This window comes from Streptococcus sp. V728 (assembly GCF_052077995.1).
Taxonomy (GTDB): Bacteria; Bacillota; Bacilli; order Lactobacillales; family Streptococcaceae; genus Streptococcus; species Streptococcus infantis_B.
The window spans coordinates 300,361-321,290 of sequence record NZ_JBQJJH010000002.1 but is presented as its reverse complement, the minus strand read 5'-3'; the positions used below and the strand labels follow the sequence as shown (position 1 = coordinate 321,290).

Annotated in this window: 20 protein-coding genes, 1 tRNA gene and 1 riboswitch; of the genes, 15 read left to right on the top strand and 6 right to left on the bottom strand. The window is 36.2% G+C overall.

The genetic code is table 11. The features are described 5' to 3' along the window. The gene (locus ACTO1Y_RS02975) at positions 1-180 is read left to right on the top strand and encodes a hypothetical protein (RefSeq protein WP_441348292.1); all 180 of its coding nucleotides are present in this window, start codon (positions 1-3) and stop codon (positions 178-180) included. 32 nt (positions 181-212) lie between these two features. On the opposite strand, the gene ACTO1Y_RS02970 is transcribed toward ACTO1Y_RS02975, so the two are convergent. After that, on the bottom strand, positions 213-2,492 hold the full coding sequence (locus ACTO1Y_RS02970) for a Xaa-Pro dipeptidyl-peptidase (protein WP_441348291.1): 2,280 nt from the start codon (positions 2,490-2,492) through the stop codon (positions 213-215). A 171-nt stretch (positions 2,493-2,663) separates the two neighbouring features. Here ACTO1Y_RS02970 and mutY point away from each other — a divergent pair, with 171 nt between their 5' ends. From mutY to ACTO1Y_RS02950, 4 genes are all read left to right on the top strand, one after another. Continuing rightward, positions 2,664-3,821, top strand: coding sequence for an A/G-specific adenine glycosylase (mutY, locus tag ACTO1Y_RS02965; protein ID WP_441348290.1), 1,158 nt, complete (start codon positions 2,664-2,666; stop codon positions 3,819-3,821). A 68-nt stretch (positions 3,822-3,889) separates the two neighbouring features. Then, positions 3,890-4,594 carry a response regulator YycF gene (yycF, locus tag ACTO1Y_RS02960; protein ID WP_235084093.1) on the top strand — a complete coding sequence of 235 codons (705 nt, stop codon included), beginning with the start codon at positions 3,890-3,892 and terminating at the stop codon, positions 4,592-4,594. Beyond that, positions 4,587-5,936 (top strand): cell wall metabolism sensor histidine kinase VicK, encoded by a 1,350-nt coding sequence (gene vicK, locus ACTO1Y_RS02955; protein ID WP_441348289.1) that lies wholly within the window; start codon positions 4,587-4,589, stop codon positions 5,934-5,936. Before yycF ends, vicK begins: the two co-directional genes overlap by 8 nt. A 1-nt stretch (position 5,937) precedes the next feature. Beyond that, the gene (locus tag ACTO1Y_RS02950) at positions 5,938-6,747 is read left to right on the top strand and encodes an MBL fold metallo-hydrolase (RefSeq protein ID WP_441348288.1); all 810 of its coding nucleotides are present in this window, start codon (positions 5,938-5,940) and stop codon (positions 6,745-6,747) included. Positions 6,748-6,783: 36 nt separating this feature from the next. Here the strand turns inward: ACTO1Y_RS02950 and ACTO1Y_RS02945 are convergent, their stop codons facing one another. Further along, complete coding sequence (locus ACTO1Y_RS02945) at positions 6,784-7,131, bottom strand: thioredoxin (protein WP_441348287.1); 348 nt, start codon at positions 7,129-7,131, stop codon at positions 6,784-6,786. A 108-nt stretch (positions 7,132-7,239) separates the two neighbouring features. Then, positions 7,240-8,958, bottom strand: coding sequence for a phospho-sugar mutase (locus tag ACTO1Y_RS02940; RefSeq protein ID WP_441348286.1), 1,719 nt, complete (start codon positions 8,956-8,958; stop codon positions 7,240-7,242). 151 nt (positions 8,959-9,109) lie between these two features. Between ACTO1Y_RS02940 and ACTO1Y_RS02935 the strand changes: the two genes are divergently transcribed. Beyond that, entirely contained in the window at positions 9,110-11,011 is a 1,902-nt protein-coding gene (locus tag ACTO1Y_RS02935) for an ABC-F family ATP-binding cassette domain-containing protein (protein WP_441348285.1), read from the top strand. 37 nt (positions 11,012-11,048) lie between these two features. Here ACTO1Y_RS02935 and ACTO1Y_RS02930 read toward each other — a convergent pair. The 3 genes from ACTO1Y_RS02930 to ACTO1Y_RS02920 all read right to left on the bottom strand — a co-directional run bounded on the left by ACTO1Y_RS02930 (position 11,049) and on the right by ACTO1Y_RS02920 (position 12,108). Beyond that, positions 11,049-11,120 (bottom strand) — tRNA-Arg (locus ACTO1Y_RS02930). A 105-nt stretch (positions 11,121-11,225) separates the two neighbouring features. Continuing rightward, complete coding sequence (gene mscL / locus ACTO1Y_RS02925; protein WP_303942763.1) at positions 11,226-11,603, bottom strand: large conductance mechanosensitive channel protein MscL; 378 nt, start codon at positions 11,601-11,603, stop codon at positions 11,226-11,228. Between the two features lie 70 nt (positions 11,604-11,673). Beyond that, positions 11,674-12,108 (bottom strand): GtrA family protein, encoded by a 435-nt coding sequence (locus ACTO1Y_RS02920; protein WP_441348284.1) that lies wholly within the window; start codon positions 12,106-12,108, stop codon positions 11,674-11,676. Between the two features lie 28 nt (positions 12,109-12,136). After that, a riboswitch (PreQ1 riboswitch) is annotated at positions 12,137-12,234 on the top strand. On the opposite strand from ACTO1Y_RS02920, the gene ACTO1Y_RS02915 reads away from it, so the two are divergent. From ACTO1Y_RS02915 to truB, 9 genes are all read left to right on the top strand, one after another. Further along, positions 12,232-12,741, top strand: a complete 510-nt coding sequence (locus ACTO1Y_RS02915; RefSeq protein ID WP_441348283.1) for a QueT transporter family protein — start codon at positions 12,232-12,234, stop codon at positions 12,739-12,741. (Overlaps the previous riboswitch by 3 nt.) Positions 12,742-12,858: 117 nt before the next feature. Next, positions 12,859-13,272: a hypothetical protein gene (locus ACTO1Y_RS02910; RefSeq protein WP_315639080.1), complete on the top strand. Its 414-nt coding sequence runs from the start codon at positions 12,859-12,861 to the stop codon at positions 13,270-13,272. 66 nt (positions 13,273-13,338) lie between these two features. After that, positions 13,339-13,998: a hypothetical protein gene (locus ACTO1Y_RS02905; RefSeq protein ID WP_441348282.1), complete on the top strand. Its 660-nt coding sequence runs from the start codon at positions 13,339-13,341 to the stop codon at positions 13,996-13,998. A gap of 125 nt (positions 13,999-14,123) precedes the next feature. Beyond that, positions 14,124-14,921 carry a formate/nitrite transporter family protein gene (locus tag ACTO1Y_RS02900; protein ID WP_016465911.1) on the top strand — a complete coding sequence of 266 codons (798 nt, stop codon included), beginning with the start codon at positions 14,124-14,126 and terminating at the stop codon, positions 14,919-14,921. Positions 14,922-15,001: 80 nt separating this feature from the next. Further along, the gene (locus ACTO1Y_RS02895) at positions 15,002-16,294 is read left to right on the top strand and encodes a DUF2130 domain-containing protein (RefSeq protein ID WP_441348281.1); all 1,293 of its coding nucleotides are present in this window, start codon (positions 15,002-15,004) and stop codon (positions 16,292-16,294) included. Beyond that, positions 16,284-17,954 (top strand): hypothetical protein, encoded by a 1,671-nt coding sequence (locus ACTO1Y_RS02890; RefSeq protein WP_441348280.1) that lies wholly within the window; start codon positions 16,284-16,286, stop codon positions 17,952-17,954. Before ACTO1Y_RS02895 ends, ACTO1Y_RS02890 begins: the two co-directional genes overlap by 11 nt. 9 nt (positions 17,955-17,963) lie before the next feature. Then, entirely contained in the window at positions 17,964-18,764 is an 801-nt protein-coding gene (locus tag ACTO1Y_RS02885) for a hypothetical protein (RefSeq protein WP_441348279.1), read from the top strand. Then, positions 18,765-19,850: an AAA family ATPase gene (locus ACTO1Y_RS02880; RefSeq protein ID WP_441348278.1), complete on the top strand. Its 1,086-nt coding sequence runs from the start codon at positions 18,765-18,767 to the stop codon at positions 19,848-19,850. Positions 19,851-19,869: 19 nt separating this feature from the next. Further along, complete coding sequence (gene truB, locus ACTO1Y_RS02875; protein ID WP_441348277.1) at positions 19,870-20,748, top strand: tRNA pseudouridine(55) synthase TruB; 879 nt, start codon at positions 19,870-19,872, stop codon at positions 20,746-20,748. Positions 20,749-20,930: the final 182 nt, after the last annotated feature.

Genomic DNA, 20,930 nt, shown 5'->3' with positions numbered 1-20,930 from the left:
ATGGGTGATAAACCAATATCTTTCCGAGATGCTGACGGAAATTTTGTTTCAGCAGCTGATGTTTGGAATGAAAAGAAATTAGAAGAACTTTTTAATCGCCTTAATCCAAATCGTTCATTGAGACTTGCGAGAATGAAGAAACAAGCAGAAGGAAAAAAATCAGAATATAAGAACCCGTGATATTTATTATCACGGGTTTTCTAATTAACTAACTACTTTTGATAAGGAATTTCTAGACTAGACTGAGCAAGATCTACAGTTAATTGATAGTCTGTATTATCACGTACCGTAATCTCAAAATCAGTTGTATAAAGAACGAGACGGACTGTATCGCCTTCTTTTAGTTTATAAATAGTTGGTTGTAGTTCAAATTGGAATTCCATCCATTCATCTGGCTTAACTTCTTCAATTTTCAATAAATCATGACGATTTTGAAGATTGAGGTAGCCTTTGGTAATAACACGCTGAGCATTTGGAGTAAATGGAAGTTCACAAAGATTTTCAAGCATGTGGTAACGACCATTATCGATTGTACGAACGGACAAGACTCCTGGGTAAGGTTGTAGGTATTTCTTTTGACCAAGTTCGAGAAGTTGAGCAGAAAATAAGCCTTTGTTTGTACTTGACTTGAGACGAAGGTTCAGTTTAACAGGCCCATTAAGATGAAGGTCTTCCGTCACTGGCAGGTCAATGGTAACCTGATTGATCTTACCTTGATAGAGTTCATTATTAAAGGTTTGGTAGGTTTTTCCGAATCGTTCAAAATCAGAGTCTTCATAGTGGTTTTGAATGACAGCTTCTTCAGTACCTAATGTGAAAGTTTTGTAGTTGGTTTGATTTCCAAAATCTTCAAGAGCTAGCCAGGTTTGTGGAATGGTGTTATCTTGCCAAACGACTCTTGGAAGCTGGTAATCAGTTTCTTGCCCCAATAATTTCTGTGTTAAAAGAGCATTCATGGATTCACGGAAATCAATAGACTGCCAGTTGTTCATATAAACATGTGCCCCGTTATGATAAAAGAGGTGTTTATTAATATCGCTTGGAAGAGCATTGAACATTTGATAGACATGTAGTGGTTTGACATTCCAGTCTTGTGAACCGTGAGTAAAGACAACTTCAGCCTTAACCTTAGAAGCCTTAAGGAGGTAGTTTCTGTCATGCCAAAATTGGTTATAATCCCCAGTTTTACGGTCAAGATTTTTCTTTAGTTCTTCTATAGACTCTTTATGAGCCTCGTTTCCTCGGATATAGTCACCAGCTAAGAGGTTACGAGAATAAGTTAATTCATCTAATGAATCGAAGTCCTCTCCAGGATAGCCGCCTGGGCTTGTCACAAGGCCATTTTCACGATAATAGTTGTACCAAGAAGAAATACCTGCTTCAGCAATAATGACTTCTAAACCATCAACTCCTGTAGTAGCCAGACCATTAGACATTGTTCCCAGGTAAGAAAGTCCAGTAGTTGCTACTTTACCATTTGACCAGTAAGCTTTGACTTGACGTTTACGACTGTGGTCTGTGAAGGCACGACAACGACTATTTATCCAATCAATAACATTTTTATAAGCTTCGACTTGTCGGTAGTCACCATTGGTCATTTGACCTTGAGAATCCTTGGTACCAAGACCTGATACATAGATATTTGCAAATCCTCTTGGAAGGAAGTAGTCATTAAGTGTGTAGCTACTATTGATATGAGTGAGTTTTTCTTCAGCATTAGAAACGAGTGCTGCGTCACCAACTGGTTCAACCAAGTCTAGGTTTGGCTTATCTAGCGTAATTTCATGTGGTTCCTTGACTTCTAGCACAGCTTCCATTTTGTAAAGAGCTTTATCGCTTGCTTTATCATTGGTTCCTTGATGGTATGGACTAGCTGTCATAACTGCAGGAATCTTTCCATGGTATGTTGGTCGGATTATGCTCACCTTAATGAGATCAGGAAGTCCATCTCTATCAGAATCAACACAAGTTTCTACATAAACAACTTCACGAATGACATTGTTTGCAGAGAAGGTTGCCAAACTCTTACCATTGAAGTAGTGGTAGTTATTGTCCTCAGGAATAAGACCATCACTCACCAATTGGTCAATCAAGGTATTTCCCTTTTTAGTGCGCGTGTTAAGGAGTTGATAGAGATTATCAATCAAATTTCCGTAAACAATTGGGAATGCTGTATCTTCATGAAAAGCAATACTATCTTCAAAGTCTACTAAGTAACTGAATCCAAGTAACTGGAATGCTACAGTATAGAAAATCTCTGCAGTTAATTCACGTTCTGAATTGAAGAAAGTGAGCAGATCAGTTTCTTTATCAACTGCTAAAGCGGAAAGTGGATAGTCGGTATTTTTGTAATTGAAAAAACAAGTTCTAACAAAAGCTTCAAACTGTTCTTTATTTGAAGCTGATAGATCAAGTTTAAAGCAAAGATCAGATAATTCCTTTAGTGCTTGTTGATTTGTAACGGGATAATAACTAAATTGATTAAAACGCATTGATATCTCCTTTAAAGATTCATTCAAAAGTCATTATATCAAAAAAATATGGAAAATAACAGAAACAGTTGATAGATATGTGATAGGCGAGTGAAAAGAATCATATGTGGCTAGTATAAAGCCTTATTTCCATTTTTTGAGTATCTTATAAGGATATGCTATACTAGATATATGTTAGATTTGGAGAAATATGGCGTATCCATGTGGGAAGAAGATAAAATTCGCTCTTTTCGCAAAAAGTTATTAGCTTGGTATGATGAAAATAAGCGAGATTTACCTTGGAGAAGAAGCAAGAATCCTTACCATATTTGGGTATCTGAAATTATGTTGCAGCAAACAAGAGTTGATACTGTCATTCCCTATTACGAGCGTTTCCTAGAATGGTTTCCGACTGTAGAGAGTTTAGCAATCGCACCTGAAGAACGTTTATTAAAAGCATGGGAAGGACTTGGTTATTATTCTCGTGTTCGCAATATGCAAACAGCAGCTCAGCAGATTATGAATGAGTTTAATGGAGAATTTCCTTCAACTTACGAAGGAATTTCAAGTCTGAAGGGGATTGGTCCCTATACGGCTGGTGCAATTTCAAGCATTGCCTTTAATCTTTCACAACCTGCAGTTGATGGGAATGTCATGCGAGTTTTGGCTCGTCTATTTGAAGTCAATCACGACATTGGCAATCCAAGCAATCGTAAAATATTTCAAGCTATGATGGAAGTTTTGATTGATCCTGATCGTCCAGGTGATTTTAATCAGGCTTTGATGGATTTAGGTTCAGATATTGAGGCTCCAGTTAACCCTAGACCAGAGGATAGTCCTGTTAAAGAATTTAGCGCTGCCTATAAACATGGAACTATGGATCGCTATCCCGTTAAAGCACCAAAGAAAAAGCCGGTTCCTATTTATCTCAATGCTTTAGTGGTACAAAATAGTAAAGGACAGTTTTTACTAGAGAAAAATGAAAGTGAAAAGTTGCTTGCTGGATTTTGGCATTTCCCCTTGATTGAGGTAGAGGAATTTTCAAAAGACGAAGAATTAAATCTCTTTAGTCAAGTGGCTGAATCATTCCAGCAGCTCGGTCCTTCACCTCAAGAAAGCTTTGAGCAGGATTATGATTTAGAGGTTGACTGGCAGGATACCCATTTTGAAGAAGTGAAACATGTCTTTAGCCATCGAAAGTGGCATGTCCGAATTTTAGCCGGGCAGGTAGTTGATGACAAAGAATATAGCGATAAAGAAGTTGTTTGGTTAACTCCAGAAGAGTTTGACCTTTACCCACTAGCAAAACCTCAACAAAAGATTTGGCAAGTGTATTCAAAAAGATGCTGATAATACTAGTCTTTCGTGTCTTCTTTGCATTTTTTTGGTATAATTGATATAAGGAAAAAGGTGACTATATGAAAAAAATATTGATTGTTGATGATGAGAAACCAATCTCAGATATCATTAAGTTTAATATGACTAAAGAGGGTTATGAAGTTGTAACAGCCTTTAATGGACGTGAAGCTATTGAACTGTTCGAAGCTGAAAAACCTGATATTATTATTTTGGACTTGATGTTACCAGAAATTGATGGTCTGGAAGTGGCTAAAACGATTCGCAAGACAAGTAGTGTTCCAATTATCATGCTTTCAGCAAAAGATAGCGAGTTTGATAAGGTTATTGGTCTTGAGCTTGGAGCTGATGATTATGTAACAAAACCATTTTCAAACCGTGAGCTACAAGCGCGTGTTAAGGCTCTTCTTCGTCGCACTGATTTAATAGCAGTGGAGAACCAAGAAGAAGATACAAAATTACAAAGTCTTCAAATTGGGGATTTAGAGATTCTTCCTGATGCTTATGTGGCTAAAAAATATGGTGAAGAATTGGATTTAACTCATAGAGAGTTTGAGTTATTGCATCACTTAGCTTCTCACCTTGGTCAAGTTATTACCCGTGAACACCTTCTTGAAACTGTTTGGGGATATGATTATTTCGGTGATGTTCGTACTGTTGACGTTACCATTAGACGTCTACGTGAGAAGATTGAAGACACACCAAGCAGACCTGAGTATATCTTGACTCGTCGTGGTGTGGGTTATTACATGAGAAATAATGATTAATATAATTAAACAAACGATTCTGACAAGAGATTTTATCTTTGTTCTCATTTTAATTGGATTTATCATGCTCGTGAGTTTCCTTTTGCTTGAAGGCCGAAGGGATAATATTCGTCTCAAACAATTAAATCAGAAGGTTAAAGATTTGATAGCCGGTGATTATTCCCAAGTACTGGATATGCAGGGGAATAGTGAAATCACTAATATCACGAATAACTTAAATGATTTGTCAGAAGTTATTCGTCTGACCCAGGAAAACTTAGAGCAAGAAAGCAAAAGATTGCACAGTATCTTGTCATACATGACTGATGGTGTCCTTGCAACCAACCGTCGTGGCCAAATCACTATGATTAATGATATGGCTAAAAGACAACTTGGGGTAGAAAGTGATGAAGCTCTAAATCAGAATATACTTGAGTTGCTTAAGATTGAAGATGAGTACGAACTTAGAGACTTGATTACACAGATTCCAGAATTGATGATCTATTCTCAAAATGTTAATGGGGAGTATATCAGTTTACGTGTTCGTTTTGCCTTGATTCGTAGAGAGTCTGGTTTTATCTCTGGTTTGGTAGCAGTCTTACATGATACGACTGAACAGGAGAAGGAAGAACGTGAGAGAAGACTTTTCGTTTCGAACGTTAGTCATGAGTTACGGACTCCATTGACTAGTGTAAAATCTTATCTTGAAGCCTTAGATGAAGGTGCACTTTCAGAACCAGTTGCACCAGACTTTATAAAGGTTTCGCTTGATGAGACCAATCGTATGATGCGAATGGTCACAGATCTCTTACATCTATCTCGTATTGATAATGCAACCAGTCATTTAGATGTTGAATTGATTAACTTTACAGCTTTTATTACTTTTATCCTGAACCGTTTTGACAAGATTCGAGCCCAGGATGAGGAGAAGAAATATGAGATTGTTCGAGACTATCCGATTACTTCTGTATGGATTGAGATTGACACCGATAAGATGACTCAGGTGATTGATAATATTCTTAACAATGCTATCAAGTATTCTCCAGATGGTGGGAAAATTACGGTTAGCATGAAAACCACTGATGATCAGATGATTTTATCTATTTCGGATCAAGGACTTGGGATTCCTAAAGAAGATTTACCAAAGATTTTTGACCGTTTTTATCGTGTTGACAAGGCAAGAAGTCGTGCGCAAGGTGGTACTGGTCTAGGACTTGCTATTGCAAAAGAAATAGTCAAACAACATAATGGTTTTATCTGGGCTAAGAGTGAATACGGTAAGGGTTCAACCTTTACCATTGTACTTCCTTATGATAGAGATGCTGTGAAGGAAGAAGTATGGGAGGATGACGTAGAAGACTAGAATGAGTGAAACTGGCTTTAAATATAGTATTTTAGCATCGGGTTCTAGTGGAAATTCCTTCTATCTAGAAACCCCTAAGAAAAAGATTTTAGTAGATGCCGGCTTATCCGGTAAAAAAATCACAAGTTTATTAGGTGAAATCAATCGTAAACCAGAAGATTTGGATGCGATATTAATCACGCATGAACACACGGATCACATACACGGTGTTGGAGTTTTAGCGCGTAAATATGGCATGGATCTCTATGCCAATGAGAAAACTTGGCAAGCTATGGAGAATAGTAAGTACTTAGGTAAAGTTGATTCTTCTCAAAAGCATATTTTTGAAATGGGAAAAACCAAAACATTTGGAGATATTGATATCGAGAGTTTTGGTGTTAGTCATGATGCAGCGGCTCCACAGTTTTATCGTTTTATGAAGGACGATAAAAGTTTCGTCATGCTGACAGATACAGGCTATGTCAGTGACCGTATGGCTGGTATCGTTGAAAATGCAGATGGCTATCTGATTGAGTCCAATCATGATGTGGAAATTTTGCGAGCTGGATCTTACGCTTGGCGACTCAAACAACGGATTCTTTCTGACCTCGGTCACCTTTCGAATGAAGATGGTGCAGATGCCATGATACGTACACTTGGAAACCGAACCAAAAAAATTTACTTAGGACATTTATCTAAGGAAAATAATATTAAAGAACTCGCTCATATGACTATGGTTAATCAACTAGCCCAGGCTGATATGGGAGTAGGAGTAGACTTCCAAGTTTATGATACATCTCCAGACACCGCAACACCATTGACAGATATATAAAAAAAGAAGGCAAATGCCTCCTTTTTATTATGTTTTTTACAAACCAGCAAATTCTTTGATTTCTTGAGCTGACATTGAAGAATCACAACGAACCTTGATTTCTCCGTTAGCAACATGTACGAATCCAGGTACTGTAGGGATTTCATAACGTGAGCGGAAGTCTTGCAATGCATCGAGCTGGCTTGGTTCTTCGCTGTTGATGAAGTAGATGTGTGCTTTTGTTTCGGCAACGACACCAGCCAAAGTTCCGGCAAATTTACGGCAGTAAGGACAAGTTTTACGTCCAACAAAGAAAGTTGCAGTTTCTTTGTTATCAAGGGCTTCTTGAGCACGCGCTACAGTTGTAACTTCAAGATGTTTAATATCTTCTAAGAATTGTTCCATGAGTTTACCTCGCTTTCATTGATAAATCTAGTATGCCATAAAGTTTTTAAAAATGCTTAGATTTGATACGAAAAAAGATGAGATGGTCTATCTCATCTTTTTAAGTTGTTATTTTACAAAAGCGTTGATTTCAGCTTCAATGTTTGCAATTTTGGTTTGTGAATCTTCATTGCTTTCACCAACCACTGCAATATAGAATTTAATTTTTGGTTCAGTACCTGAAGGACGAACAGCAATCCAAGAACCATCCGCAAGTGTGTATTTCAAGACATCACTTGGAGGAGTTGTCAAGGCTGTTACAGTGCCATCTGTAGCAGTAGATGTTTGAGCTTTAAAGTCTTCAACAACAGTAATTGCTGTATTATTGAATTCTTTTGGACCATTGTCACGGAATTTAGCCATAATTGCCTTGATCTGCTCAGCACCATCAACACCTGAAAGGGTAACAGAAATAGTCTTTTCAGCATAGTAGCCGTATTCTTTGTAGATTTCTTCGATACCATCTGCAAGTGTCAAACCACGAGAGCGGTAGTAGGCAGCAAGCTCAGCAACTACAAGAACGGCTTGGATAGCATCTTTATCACGTACGAATGGTTTAATCAAGTAACCGAAGCTTTCTTCAAATCCCATCATGTAAGTGTGATTGTGTTTTTCTTCGAATTCTTGGATTTTTTCAGCGATAAATTTGAAACCAGTCAAAACGTTGAACATAGTTGCGCCGTAGCTTTCAGCAATCTTAGTAACCAAGTCAGTTGAAACGATAGATTTGCAGAGAGCAGCGTTTTCTGGAAGAGTTCCAGCATTTTTGTGGGCTTCTAAAATGTACTTAGCCATGATAGCACCGATTTGGTTTCCTGAAAGGTTGAGGTAGCTACCATCTTTTTGAAGGACTTCAACACCGACACGGTCAGCGTCAGGGTCTGTTGCAACAAGAACATCAGCGCCAACTTGGCGACCAAGTTCTTCAGCGAGAGCAAAGGCTGCTTGATTTTCTGGGTTTGGTGATTTAACAGTAGAGAAGTCTGGATCTGGTGTTGCTTGAGCTTCAACGACTTGAACTGAATCAAATCCTGCTTGTGCAAGTGCACGGCGAGCCAACATTTCACCAGTACCGTGAAGTGGTGTGTAGACAATCTTCATGTCTTTACCAAATTCCTTAATCAAGGCTGGGTTGATGTTTACATCTTTAACTTCTTTGAGGTATTCGGTATCGACTGCTTCGCCAATAACTTCAATCAAACCAGAAGCTTTTTCAGCTTCTACATCAGCAACTTCAACAGCAAATGGGTTTTCGATAGCACGAATATAAGTTGTCAAAGCATCTGCATCATGCGGAGGCATTTGACCACCATCTTCACCATAAACCTTGTATCCATTAAATGGAGCTGGGTTGTGACTAGCTGTAATCATGATTCCTGCAAAACAGTTGAGGTGACGAACAGCAAATGAAAGTTCTGGAGTTGGACGAAGACTTTCAAAGACATAGGATTTAATACCGTGTTTAGCAAGAACTGCTGCAGACTCAAAGGCAAATTCTGGAGAGAAGTGACGGCTATCATAAGCAATGGCTACACCACGTTCTTTTTCATTTCCCCCTTTTGACTCAATCAAACGAGCCAAACCTTCAGTTGCTTGACGGACTACATAGATGTTAATACGGTTTGTACCTGCACCAATCAATCCTCGCATACCAGCTGTACCAAATTCAAGATTAGTATAGAAGGCGTCTTCCTTTGTTTTTTCATCCATATTTTCTAAATCTTGACGAAGGTAGTCAGGAAGTTCTGCAAAATTTACCCATTTTTGGTAATTTTCTTGATAAGTCATAGGAAATCTCCTTTATTATATATTCTAATCGGCTTCATTATACCATGAAATGAAGTTTTAGTAAAACGTTAGCATGAGTTTCTGATAAGTTGTAAAATGTAGCTTAAGAACATGCCTTGAACGGCTTAAAGAAACATGCTATACTAACTGTATGATTATTTTACAAGCAAATAAAATCGAACGCTCTTTTGCAGGAGAGGTTCTTTTTGAGAATATTAACCTCCAAGTAGATGAAAGAGATCGTATCGGTCTTGTTGGGAAAAATGGAGCGGGTAAGTCTACACTATTAAAGATATTAGTCGGAGAAGAAGAACCAACCTCTGGAGAGATTAATAAGAAAAAAGATATTTCCCTTTCTTCCTTAGCACAGGATAGTAGATTTGAATCAGACAACACAATCTATGACGAGATGTTGCATGTTTTTGATGACTTACGGTCTACTGAGAAACAGCTTCGTCAGATGGAGCTCGAGATGGGTGAAAAGACAGGTGCGGATTTAGAAAAACTAATGGCTGACTACGATCGTTTGTCAGAAAACTTCCGTCAGGCCGGAGGTTTCACCTACGAAGCGGATATTCGGGCTATTTTAAACGGATTTAAATTCGATGAATCGATGTGGCAGATGAAGATTGCCGAGCTCTCTGGTGGTCAAAATACTCGTCTTGCACTGGCAAAAATGCTCCTTGAAAAACCGAATCTCTTGGTTTTGGATGAGCCAACCAACCACTTAGATATTGAAACTATCGCCTGGTTAGAAAATTACCTCGTAAACTATAATGGTGCCCTTATTATCGTCAGTCATGACCGTTATTTCCTCGATAAGGTTGCAACTATAACACTTGACTTAACCAAACATTCCTTAGACAGATACGTAGGAAACTACACTAGCTTTGTGGAGCAGAAGGAGCAAAAACTCGCAACTGAAGCCAAAAACTACGAAAAGCAACAGAAGGAAATTGCTGCTCTAGAAGACTTCGTCAATCGCAATCTTGTTCGAGCTTCGACAACAAAGCGTGCGCAATCACGGCGCAAACAACTAGAAAAAATGGAGCGTTTGGACAAGCCTGAAGCTGGAACTAAATCTGCTAATATGACCTTCCACTCTGATAAAACATCTGGTAATATTGTTTTAACTGTTGAAAATGCTGCGATTGGCTATGATGGAGAAATATTATCAGAGCCTATCAACCTCGACCTTCGTAAGATGAATGCAGTAGCGATTGTAGGTCCTAATGGTATTGGTAAGACGACCTTTATCAAGTCTATTGTTGATCAGATTCCTTTTATTAAGGGTGAGAAGCGTTTTGGCGCTAATGTCGAAGTTGGCTACTATGACCAAACTCAAAGTAAGTTAACACCAAGCAATACAGTTTTAGATGAACTTTGGAATGATTTTAGATTGACGCCAGAAGTTGAAATCCGTAATCGCTTAGGTGCATTTCTTTTCTCTGGGGACGATGTTAAGAAATCAGTTGGTATGCTTTCAGGTGGAGAGAAAGCTCGCTTGCTCTTAGCTAAACTTTCTATGGAAAACAATAACTTCCTGATTCTCGACGAGCCTACAAACCACTTGGACATCGATAGCAAGGAAGTCTTGGAAAATGCTTTGATTGACTTTGATGGGACTTTACTTTTTGTCAGTCATGATCGTTACTTTATCAACCGAGTAGCCACTCATGTTCTAGAATTATCTGAAAATGGCTCAACCCTCTATCTTGGTGATTATGACTATTATGTCGAAAAGAAAGCAGAGCTAGTAGCTAGTCAAGCGGAAGAAGTGGCAGCTGTTAACCAAGAAAAAGAAGTTTCTTCAGTTAATGATTACCAAGCTCAGAAAGAGAGTCAAAAAGAACTGCGTAAGTTGATGCGCCAGATTGAGAGTCTGGAAATGGAAATTGAAGAACTGGAAAATAAAACCCAAGATATTTCTGACCAAATGCACACTACCAATGATGCAGATGAACTGATGCAATTACAAGCAGAACTGGATAAGATTATCCAGCGGCAGGAAGAAGCTATGCTTGAGTGGGAAGAGTTGTCCGAGCAGGTATAAAAAAACAGCGATTGACGCTGTTTTTTTATTCTATCTATCCACCCTGAGGGAATCGAACCCCCATTTCAAGAACCGGAATCTTACGTGATATCCATTACACTAAGGGTGGAAACTCTCATCATTATATCAAAAATAGGAGTTTTACTCAAGACCAATATAATGCTAAATAAAAGTAAAAAAAAGGATTTAGACAAATCTAAATCCTTTTACATTCTTAGTTTTTTTCAAGAAGTGCTTTGATTTCTTGAAGAACTTCCAATTCAGTTGGACCAGCTGGAGCTGCTTCAACTTCTTCTTTCTTACGAAGGTTTTGAGCTTTCTCAATTCCTTTAACTACAAAGAAAAGAACAGTACCAACTACTACGAAGTTGATGACAGCGCTCAAGAAGTTACCGTAAGCAACACCGTTCCATGAAAGTTCAGCAATACGGTCAACTTTCGCAGCTTTCAAAGCTGGGTTCAATAGAAGTGGAGTGATGATATCGTTAACGAATGAAGTTACGATAGCACCAAAAGCAGTAGCGATGATCACACCGACAGCAAGGTCAACGACGTTGCCACGGAGCAAGAAATCTTTAAGATCTTTTAACATTTTCTTTTTCCTTTCGAAATTTTTCAGTCTAGATTATATCGTAAATTTATATTAAATGCAAGAAAAGTGCTTATTTTTTTTTAAATACAAAAAGCTTACTAAAAACGTAGTTGAGAACAACCATCGTAACCTGTGCAATAAAGATTTCAACTGTATTAATTGTATTAATATCATTTCCAACAAAGTAACCAATGATCTGAGGGAAGCTTGTTACAAAAATAAAAGTTAGTAGAAGATCTAATAAAAAGGTGATTAGTCTTGCAGAGGTAAATTTAATTAATCGGTTAAACCAGTTTTTTCTTTGTTGCTTAAATACAAATGTGTCATTTGTAAAAAAGGCAAATAGAATTCCAGCAATATTCCCTAGAGCAGTCGCAACTAGCTCTTGCTGTGTTAGATAAAAGATGACGATGCGGACAAATATCGATACTACGGTAGTAGCAACACCGAAAAATAAATAGGATAAAATTTCGTTATCGAAGAATTTTTTTATGTATCTTTTCATAAGATTAGTATAGCATAAAGACTATAATTGTGCTATACTTATAAAGTTGACTTGCTCAACCCTTGGTGCTTAGCTTCTTTCACCAAGCATATTATACGCGGGATAGCCGCTAAAGGAGAAAATATGAAAAAACTAACTGTTCGTGATTTGGCAGATATTGCCATTGTCGCAGCTATTTACGTGGTTTTGACAATCACACCACCACTCAATGCTATCAGTTATGGTGCTTATCAGTTCCGTATTTCTGAAATGATGAACTTCCTAGCTTTTTACAATCCTAAGTACATTATCGGTGTTACTCTTGGATGTATGATTGCCAACTTCTTCAGTTTTGGACTCATTGATGTCGCTGTAGGTGGAGGGTCAACACTTGTCTTTCTAAGTTTAGGAGTCTTGTTATTTAGCAAATACAGTAAAGACTATCTTTTTAATGGATTGATTCGTAAAGATCATTTCTTCTTTTCAATTCTATTTTCAATTTCAATGGTAACCATTGCTGCTGAATTGAACATTGTAGCAGAAGCACCTTTCTTCTTTACATGGTTCACGACTGGTATCGGAGAATTCGCCTCACTTATTGTAGGAGCAATTATCATTGGTAAAATTGGTCAACGTATAGATTTGACTAGATAAAGATATCACATCAAATATTTGTGAAAAGGGCTGAACGTTGTTCAGTCTTTTTCTTTGTACATAAAACTAGTTGCTCAACAAAAGTGGTATAATGAAGAAAAAAGGAATTATTTTAATATGTATGGTTATCGTATTTCAGTTTTTGAAGTCCTTTGGAAAAATCAGGTCATTAGATTTTTGTTAATTTTTTTAGCACTATTTTATTTCTATCTTTTTTTCCAAAGAGTTAAGACATCTTTAAAAAGTGGTGGGAGTATGTTGGATCCTTTTCATATTGCAAAGGGAAGATTATACATTCACACGATTATTCTTTTTAGAAAAAGGATTGTTCCTCTAGCTGAAATTAGACAGATTGATATTGATTACGTTCGAGGGAGAAGAATGAATGGGGACAGGTATCATCTGTACTTTACAAGGAAAGATGGAAAATCTTTTACTTTTCATTTTGGAAAAAGCAAAAGAAACGAGGAGTTATTGAAAAATCTTGCCAATGTGGCCAAGAAGTGCCATATTAAAATCTATTATTATTAAGAGTCGATTGCTAAAATTGAATTGTTGTCACTTGTGACAATTGTCAAAGCCAGGAGAGTAGCTAATATGCTTCAACTACAAGTAATAAGAGAAGATAAACAACTAAGAATTTTATTGATGCAAGAATGCGATATTCTCTTTTATGACCAGTTGAAAGAGGTTGAATTTTCTCAGAACAATGAAGTTTATTCTCATTCGCCCATAGCCTTTGCTAAAGACGGTAGTGGGGGAGAATATGTAATTCTTGAAGATGATAGTATCGGATTTATAGGGAGTGAAGGCCAAGTTGGTCGGATAGCAGAAAGCCTTGATGACTTGCTTACCTTCTTACTCCATGCTGGTTCTATCACTGATTTTTCTTGTCGTTTACTCTATCAAAACAAGGATCTGTTGGTAAAATTCTGTCAAGGATTTCTCAATAAAGCACGAGAAAACTACCAGTCAAAAGGCGAAGAGTGGGATAAAGTGAGAGCTGGACTTGCACAAGAGTTGGGACTCGAATTTCAGCCAGAGAAACTGCAAGAGTTAGCGTTCAATTTTTATCAATCAGCGATAAGAACCCTTCTATTCACTTGTAAATATGGTCATGGTGAGAATGAATATGTCTGCGATTCTGTTTTGTCTGATATTGTCGGCTTGTGGGTTTCAGAGATGGTAGGGTTGACTGCAGAAGAAATTATGAATTATAATCGTTTCGGAAATATTGATGAAAGAGGTTCTATTTAATTAAAGTATTGTGTCTATTTTAAGTATCTTGATTAGAAATATACTCCTGTTAGATTCAAGAAAACGCTTCCCATAAATGTAGTTTTATGTTATAATATTCACAAATAAAAGCTTAAGGAGTTTATATGGTCTCATCAGAATTTATCTCAAAAATTGAATTTGCTTGTAAAAAGAAAGAAAGTCTTTATTCAAATAGCAAATTCAAGTATGCTATCCGTTCAATGTTTGCAGGTGCATTTCTTACCTTCAGTACAGCAGCAGGAGCAGTTGGTGCAGATTTGATTAATAAGATTGCACCAGGTAGCGGACGCTTCCTTTTCCCGTTTGTCTTTGCTTGGGGATTGGCTTACATTGTCTTCTTGAATGCTGAGTTGGTAACATCAAACATGATGTTCCTTACAGCTGGTAGCTTTTTGAAAAAAATTAGCTGGAGAAAAACAGCTGAAATTCTCTTGTATTGTACTTTCTTTAACTTAATTGGTGCGCTTATCGCTGGTTGGGGATTCGCACACTCAGCAGCTTACGCAAACTTAACACATGATAGCTTTATTTCTGGCGTTGTAGAAATGAAGTTGGCACGTTCGAATGAATTGGTATTACTTGAAGGTATTTTAGCGAATATCTTTGTAAATATCGCAATTCTATCATTTGTTTTGGTTAAAGATGGTGGAGCTAAACTTTGGTTGGTTCTTTCAGCCATTTACATGTTTGTATTCTTAACGAACGAACACATCGCCGCAAACTTTGCATCATTTGCGATTGTGAAATTCAGTGTCGCTGCTGATTCAATTGCAAACTTCGGTATTGGAAATATCCTTCGTCACTGGGGTGTGACCTTTATCGGTAACTTTATTGGTGGTGGTTTACTAATTGGATTACCTTACGCTTTCTTAAACAAAAACGAAGATACATATGTAGATTAAAAGTTGGATTGATTCCAACTTTTTCTTTTTGTTTTTCCATGCTATAATGAAAGTAGTAATGTTAAATTTAGAGGAAAATCATGAACGAAATTAAATGTCCAAATTGTGGCGAAGTTTTTACTGTTAATGAAAGTCAATATGCAGAACTAATTTCTCAAGTTCGCACTGTAGAGTTTGACAAGGAGTTACATGCCCGAATCAAGCAAGAATTAACGTTGGTGGAACAAAAAGCTTTAAATGAACAACAGGCAAAACTCGCTCAAAAGGATCAAGAAATTGCCCAGCTACAAAGTCAAATCCAAAACTTCGATACAGAAAAAGAATTGGCCAAAAAAGAAGTGGAGCAAAGTGCTAGCCAAAGTCTGTTGGAAAAAGAAAAAGAGGTCCAAGCTCTTGAGAATCAATTGGCTACCTTGCGCTTGGAGCATGAAAATCAACTACAAAAAACTCTTTCTGATCTTGAAAAAGAACGCGATCAGGTCAAAAATCAGCTCCTTTTACAAGAAAAAGAAAACGAACTTTCTCTTGCTTCGGTGAAACAAAACTATGAAGCCCAGCTTAAGGCAGCTAGTGAGCAAGTTGAGTTTTACAAGAATTTTAAGGCACAACAATCTACAAAAGCTATTGGTGAAAGTCTAGAACAGTATGCGGAGAGCGAGTTTAACAAGGTTCGTAGTTTTGCCTTTCCAAATGCTTATTTTGAAAAGGACAACAAGATTTCAGCGCGTGGTTCTAAAGGAGACTTCATCTTCCGTGATTTTGATGAAAATGGGCTGGAATTTATTTCCATCATGTTTGAGATGAAAAATGAAGCGGATGGAACTGAGAAGAAGCACAAGAATGCTGATTTCTACAAGGAGTTGGACAAGGACCGCCGTGAGAAAAACTGTGAGTATGCAGTTTTGGTAAGTATGCTAGAGGCTGATAATGACTACTTCAACACTGGGATTGTCGATGTCAGTCATGAGTATGAGAAAATGTACGTTGTCCGTCCTCAGTTCTTTATCCAGTTGATTGGTCTCTTGCGCAATGCGGCTCTTAACTCTCTAAAATACAAGCAGGAGTTAGCGCTTATTCGTGAACAAAATATTGATATTACTCATTTTGAAGAAGACTTGGATGCCTTTAAGATCGCCTTTGCTAAGAACTACAATTCAGCTTCTGTCAACTTCGGTAAGGCCATCGATGAAATTGACAAGGCCATCAAACGTATGGAAGAAGTCAAGAAATTCTTGACCACATCAGAAAATCAACTTCGTCTCGCTAACAACAAGCTAGATGATGTTTCTGTCAAAAAATTGACAAGAAAAAATCCGACTATGAAAGCGAAATTTGATGCCTTGAAGGGGGGAGTAGAAAGCAGTGGAAAATGAATTATTAGTATTGAATACTGAAGAAGTAAATGAGTCTGAAAATTTAAACTATGATGAGTTAGAAAAACTATTGGAAGAGCAATTTACAATGGAGTTTTCTAATCTTGAAAAATTAAAACTAGAATGTAAAGAGATTAGTTCACCAGATAAATTAGGAGATGTTATTTTGGATGAAATCTGGGATCAATTTGCGAATCAAATTGGTTTAGATATGACAAGTGACACTCTTCTTAAGCAGTATAACGATAAACATCCTAATAGTTATACAAAAGAAGAGGGTGCTAAAATAATGAAAGATAAAAGGTATACTGATGCAAATAATGCTATGAAAGAAAAGCAAAAAAATGGAAATTTAAAGGATGAATATACTGGAAAAACAATTAAAATTAACGAAAAAGCTAATTTGGATCATGTCATACCAAGAAAACAAATTTTTGAAAAACCTTGGAGAAAGATTGCTGATATAGAAACTGCGGATTTAGCAAACAAATCAGAAAATCTTGCTGCAACAAACGAATCACTTAATAAAAGTAAAGGAGCAAAATCCAATAGTGAATATATAAAGAATAGAGAACTGAGGGAAAAAGAACTTAGGAATCAAGTTCAAAGAGCCAATGAAAAAATTGATAAGATGAATATCTCAGATGCCGAAAAGCGAAATCTTAAAGCTGAAAATAATAAAAGATTAAATGATAAATTAGCAGCTGATTCAAAGAAGATGCTGAAGGCTGAGAAAAGAGCAAAGAAAGCTATTAATAAGGATATTGCAAAGAAAGCTTCTGTCAGAATGGCCAATAAAGCTGGTAAAGATGCTATAAAAGCAATGTTTGTTGATGCTCTATTTGGAATGTTAAAAGAAATAATGAATGCTTTGGTTCGCTTTTTCAAATCTAAAAAACGTTCGTTTGATACATTCTTAGATGAAATGAAAAATGCACTTCATTCCTTCTTTGGTAAAATTAGAGATTTTATCAAAGTAGGTATTGATAGTTTTGTTGGGAGTATCGTGGGAGAAATTATTGGAGCTTTCGCTCAAAAGTTGAAAAAGTTACCAAACTTGATTAAGCAAATATTTGGATCAATAAGAGAGAGTATTTCTTATCTATCAAATCCCGAAAGTCAGTCACATTCTACTGAGATTAAAATTGCACATATTTCAAAAATCATTACTTCTGCATTAGTAGGAGTAGGAGCAATGTTTTTAGGAGAATATTTTGAAAAGTACTTATTACCACTACCAGGAATGGGATTTGAGATTAAATTTTTAGGGACCATAGCAAATATCTTGGGAATGTTTTTAGCTAGTTTACTAACCGGAATTTTGGGAGCAATAATTATTAATGGAATTGATCAATTTATTTCCAGAAAGTTAATTGAGGAACATCAAAAGAAACAAGCTAATAAGAAAAATGAATTGTTAAGAATTCAGGATGTTCAAATTTTTGTTGCTGAGCAGAATGTTGCTGTTAAGAGAAATGATATCTTCAGTAGGATGGCTAAGAATCATCAAAAACTAAGAGAACTCCTTGGTAATGTTCAAGATGAGTTTTCTAATTCAAAGATTGATTTCAAACAACGATTATTAGCTAATGAAATGTACTTTGATGAAAAGCAAAGTGAACTTGAAGAAATGCAAAGTGCATTAAACGATTTATTATAGGAGAATGTTATGTCAGAAGAATTAGAGATTCAAGTTTTAGCAATATCTGAAAAATTTAATGAGAAAAAAGATGCGTTAAAAGCTTTTAGTGAAGAGATTCCAGAACAATCAGATTTACCAACCGTTCCACAAGACGAACTTATGTTAGGATTTATTGGTACGGAATATGATGTTAAAGGTAAGGATTTAAACGCACTCACGGATGCTGTTCAAAATAGAATGATTGAACAAAACAAGCATATTAAAAAAATTATTCAAGAATTTAATACAATTTACGAAACTTTTCAGTTATTAGATGATGACTATATTAAAAGAATTTCAGAATCTTTGATTGCAGCCCAAGAGGCAAATAATAAAGCTATACAAGGATTGCACGAGATAGAAGAATATCAAACAGGTAATAAAAAACTATTAGATGATGTTTTTAAACAGAATAAAGATTTAATTGATATATTGAAGAAACATCATAGAAAGCTAGAAGAGTTAGAACAACTTGAAGAAAAGCAAAGTGAAATTCAAATTGAAATTGATAGTTTAAAAGCGGAGCTAAAAACATTAGTGAAAATAGAAAATAGTTTTAACGATTTGCATTTACAAGTTGAAGAAACACAAAATAATTTTAAAAATTATCTTGATGAAATCAGTAATAAATCAATAACAGAGGGAAATAATCTAAAGTTAGTTGTTGAAGGTCTTGAAACAAAATTAGAAGAAAAGCAAGAGGAGATTGTTTTTCTAAAAAAAGGATTCTATACTCTTGGAGTGGCCGTTGTTTTAATAGTATTATTTCTATTGTTTAAAGGAATGTAGATGATTAGTGAAACTTATTTAAAATTGTTAAAGTCAGAAGTGAAAAAGCTTGATGATTTAACAAATAATTCTTATGAATTTGAGACTATTATTCAAGAAATTGTTGATAATAAAAAGCATTCAGAATTAGAATTTATAAAGCGTTTAGGCAATTTATCAAATAACGATAAATTTTCTAAAATTAAAGATAGACAATCAACAGTTTTAGAGTTACTTTATAAATATCTTGGTTCTAGATTAATAGATAGTGAGTATGCTATTTTAAAAGAAATCAATGCCAAATCATTTGAGGAGCTGTCCGATGAATTAAACTCACTGATAGGATTAGAAAACGTAAAGCAAGAAATAGAAGATCTAGTAATCTTTAATAAAGTTCAGAAAAATCGAGAAAAGATTGGGCTGAAAAAAACTAATAGAACGATGCATATGGCTTTCCTCGGAAATCCAGGTACAGGTAAAACAACAGTTGCTAGAATTGTTGGTAATATGTATCGTTCTCTAGGAATACTAAGCAAAGGTCATTTTATTGAAGCGACTAGAACGGACTTAATAGCTGAATACCAAGGACAAACTGCTTTAAAAGTTAAAAGACTAATCCAAAAAGCTAAGGGAGGTGTTTTATTCATTGATGAAGCATACAGTATCACAGAAAATGAAAAAAGTGATAGTTATGGTAGAGAGTGTTTAACAGAACTTACAAAAGCTTTGGAAGACTATCGTGATGATTTAGTTGTAATTGTAGCAGGATATGATGACCTAATGAAGAAATTTTTTGAATCTAATCCTGGTTTAAAATCACGTTTTAATTACTTTATTAATTTTGAAGATTATTCAGTAAATCAAATGTTCGAGATTTTTCTATCATACTGTAAGAACGAAGACTATATTTTAGAAGAAACGGCTGCAGATAAGTTAAAAACATTTCTTGAAAAACAAAGTGATATTTCCGAAAATAAGAATGCGAATGGTCGATTTGTAAGAAATGTATTTGATAAAATAGTTATGAATCAAGCAAAACGTTTAAGTAAACTTTCTTTGGTTACAAAAGAGAATTATTTAACAATTCTTGAAGAGGACATATTTTAAATAAAATAGAAAGCAACACATGAATGGTATTATCAACTTAAAAAAAGAAGCAGGGATGACCTCGCATGATGCGGTTTTTAAACTGCGTAAGATTTTAGGGACTAAGAAGATTGGCCATGGTGGTACCTTGGATCCGGATGTAGTGGGCGTTTTACCCATTGCAGTTGGTAAGGCAACCCGCATGGTCGAGTTTATGCAGGATGAGGGCAAGATCTATGAGGGTGAAATCACCCTAGGCTATTCAACGACAACTGAGGATGCTAGTGGTGAAGTTGTTGCAGAAACTCCTGTTTTAGCTCCACTGGATGAAAAACTTGTCGATGAAGCCATTGCTAGTTTGACTGGTTCTATCACTCAAATCCCACCAATGTACTCAGCTGTCAAGGTCAATGGTCGCAAACTCTATGAGTATGCGCGTGCTGGTCAGGAAGTCGAGCGTCCTGAACGTCAGGTGACGATTTATAGTTTTGAAAGAACGAGTCCGATTTCTTATGATGGGCATCTTGCACGATTCACTTTTCGTGTAAAATGCAGTAAGGGAACTTATATCCGTACTTTGTCAGTCGACTTGGGAGAGAAACTTGGCTATGCTGCGCATATGTCTCATTTAACACGAACAAGCGCTGCAGGCTTGCGGTTAGATGATGCTTTGACCTTGAATGAAATTGAGGAAAAGGTTCAAGCTGGTGAATTGGACTTTCTCCATCCTCTAGAGATTGGGACTGGTGACCTTGTCAAAGTTTTTCTTACACCTGAACAGGCAGAAGAAATCCGTTTTGGACGATTTATTGAGTTAGAACAACCAGAAAACCAATTAGCTGCTTTTGAAGGCGAGAAGCTTCTTGCTATATTGGAGAAACGAGAACAGCTTTACAAACCGAGAAAGGTTTTCTCTTAAGTATTTGACAAACTAATGATTTTTATTTACTAGTCCAAAGATGAGATCTTCTCATCTTTTTAAAATATTTGCAGATTAATAGTTTTAAAATTTTATGTCCTAAAAAACCATTGAAAATACAGTGTTATTTGACAGTTTGGTTTACTTATGATAAGATTTAATTTAAGAAAAGTTAGAGAAAA

Coding starts and splice junctions, on each gene's coding strand:
- ACTO1Y_RS02900 (WP_016465911.1), top strand. CDS start 14,124: ATGGTCTCATCAGAATTTATCTCAAAAATTGAATTTGCTTGTAAAAAG.
- ACTO1Y_RS02950 (WP_441348288.1), top strand. CDS start 5,938: ATGAGTGAAACTGGCTTTAAATATAGTATTTTAGCATCGGGTTCTAGT.
- ACTO1Y_RS02880 (WP_441348278.1), top strand. CDS start 18,765: ATGATTAGTGAAACTTATTTAAAATTGTTAAAGTCAGAAGTGAAAAAG.
- ACTO1Y_RS02905 (WP_441348282.1), top strand. CDS start 13,339: ATGCTTCAACTACAAGTAATAAGAGAAGATAAACAACTAAGAATTTTA.
- ACTO1Y_RS02885 (WP_441348279.1), top strand. CDS start 17,964: ATGTCAGAAGAATTAGAGATTCAAGTTTTAGCAATATCTGAAAAATTT.
- mscL (WP_303942763.1), bottom strand. CDS start 11,603: ATGTTAAAAGATCTTAAAGATTTCTTGCTCCGTGGCAACGTCGTTGAC.
- ACTO1Y_RS02895 (WP_441348281.1), top strand. CDS start 15,002: ATGAACGAAATTAAATGTCCAAATTGTGGCGAAGTTTTTACTGTTAAT.
- ACTO1Y_RS02945 (WP_441348287.1), bottom strand. CDS start 7,131: ATGGAACAATTCTTAGAAGATATTAAACATCTTGAAGTTACAACTGTA.
- truB (WP_441348277.1), top strand. CDS start 19,870: ATGAATGGTATTATCAACTTAAAAAAAGAAGCAGGGATGACCTCGCAT.
- yycF (WP_235084093.1), top strand. CDS start 3,890: ATGAAAAAAATATTGATTGTTGATGATGAGAAACCAATCTCAGATATC.
- ACTO1Y_RS02975 (WP_441348292.1), top strand. CDS start 1: ATGGGTGATAAACCAATATCTTTCCGAGATGCTGACGGAAATTTTGTT.
- vicK (WP_441348289.1), top strand. CDS start 4,587: ATGATTAATATAATTAAACAAACGATTCTGACAAGAGATTTTATCTTT.
- ACTO1Y_RS02910 (WP_315639080.1), top strand. CDS start 12,859: ATGTATGGTTATCGTATTTCAGTTTTTGAAGTCCTTTGGAAAAATCAG.
- ACTO1Y_RS02920 (WP_441348284.1), bottom strand. CDS start 12,108: ATGAAAAGATACATAAAAAAATTCTTCGATAACGAAATTTTATCCTAT.
- ACTO1Y_RS02935 (WP_441348285.1), top strand. CDS start 9,110: ATGATTATTTTACAAGCAAATAAAATCGAACGCTCTTTTGCAGGAGAG.
- ACTO1Y_RS02940 (WP_441348286.1), bottom strand. CDS start 8,958: ATGACTTATCAAGAAAATTACCAAAAATGGGTAAATTTTGCAGAACTT.
- ACTO1Y_RS02915 (WP_441348283.1), top strand. CDS start 12,232: ATGAAAAAACTAACTGTTCGTGATTTGGCAGATATTGCCATTGTCGCA.
- mutY (WP_441348290.1), top strand. CDS start 2,664: ATGTTAGATTTGGAGAAATATGGCGTATCCATGTGGGAAGAAGATAAA.
- ACTO1Y_RS02970 (WP_441348291.1), bottom strand. CDS start 2,492: ATGCGTTTTAATCAATTTAGTTATTATCCCGTTACAAATCAACAAGCA.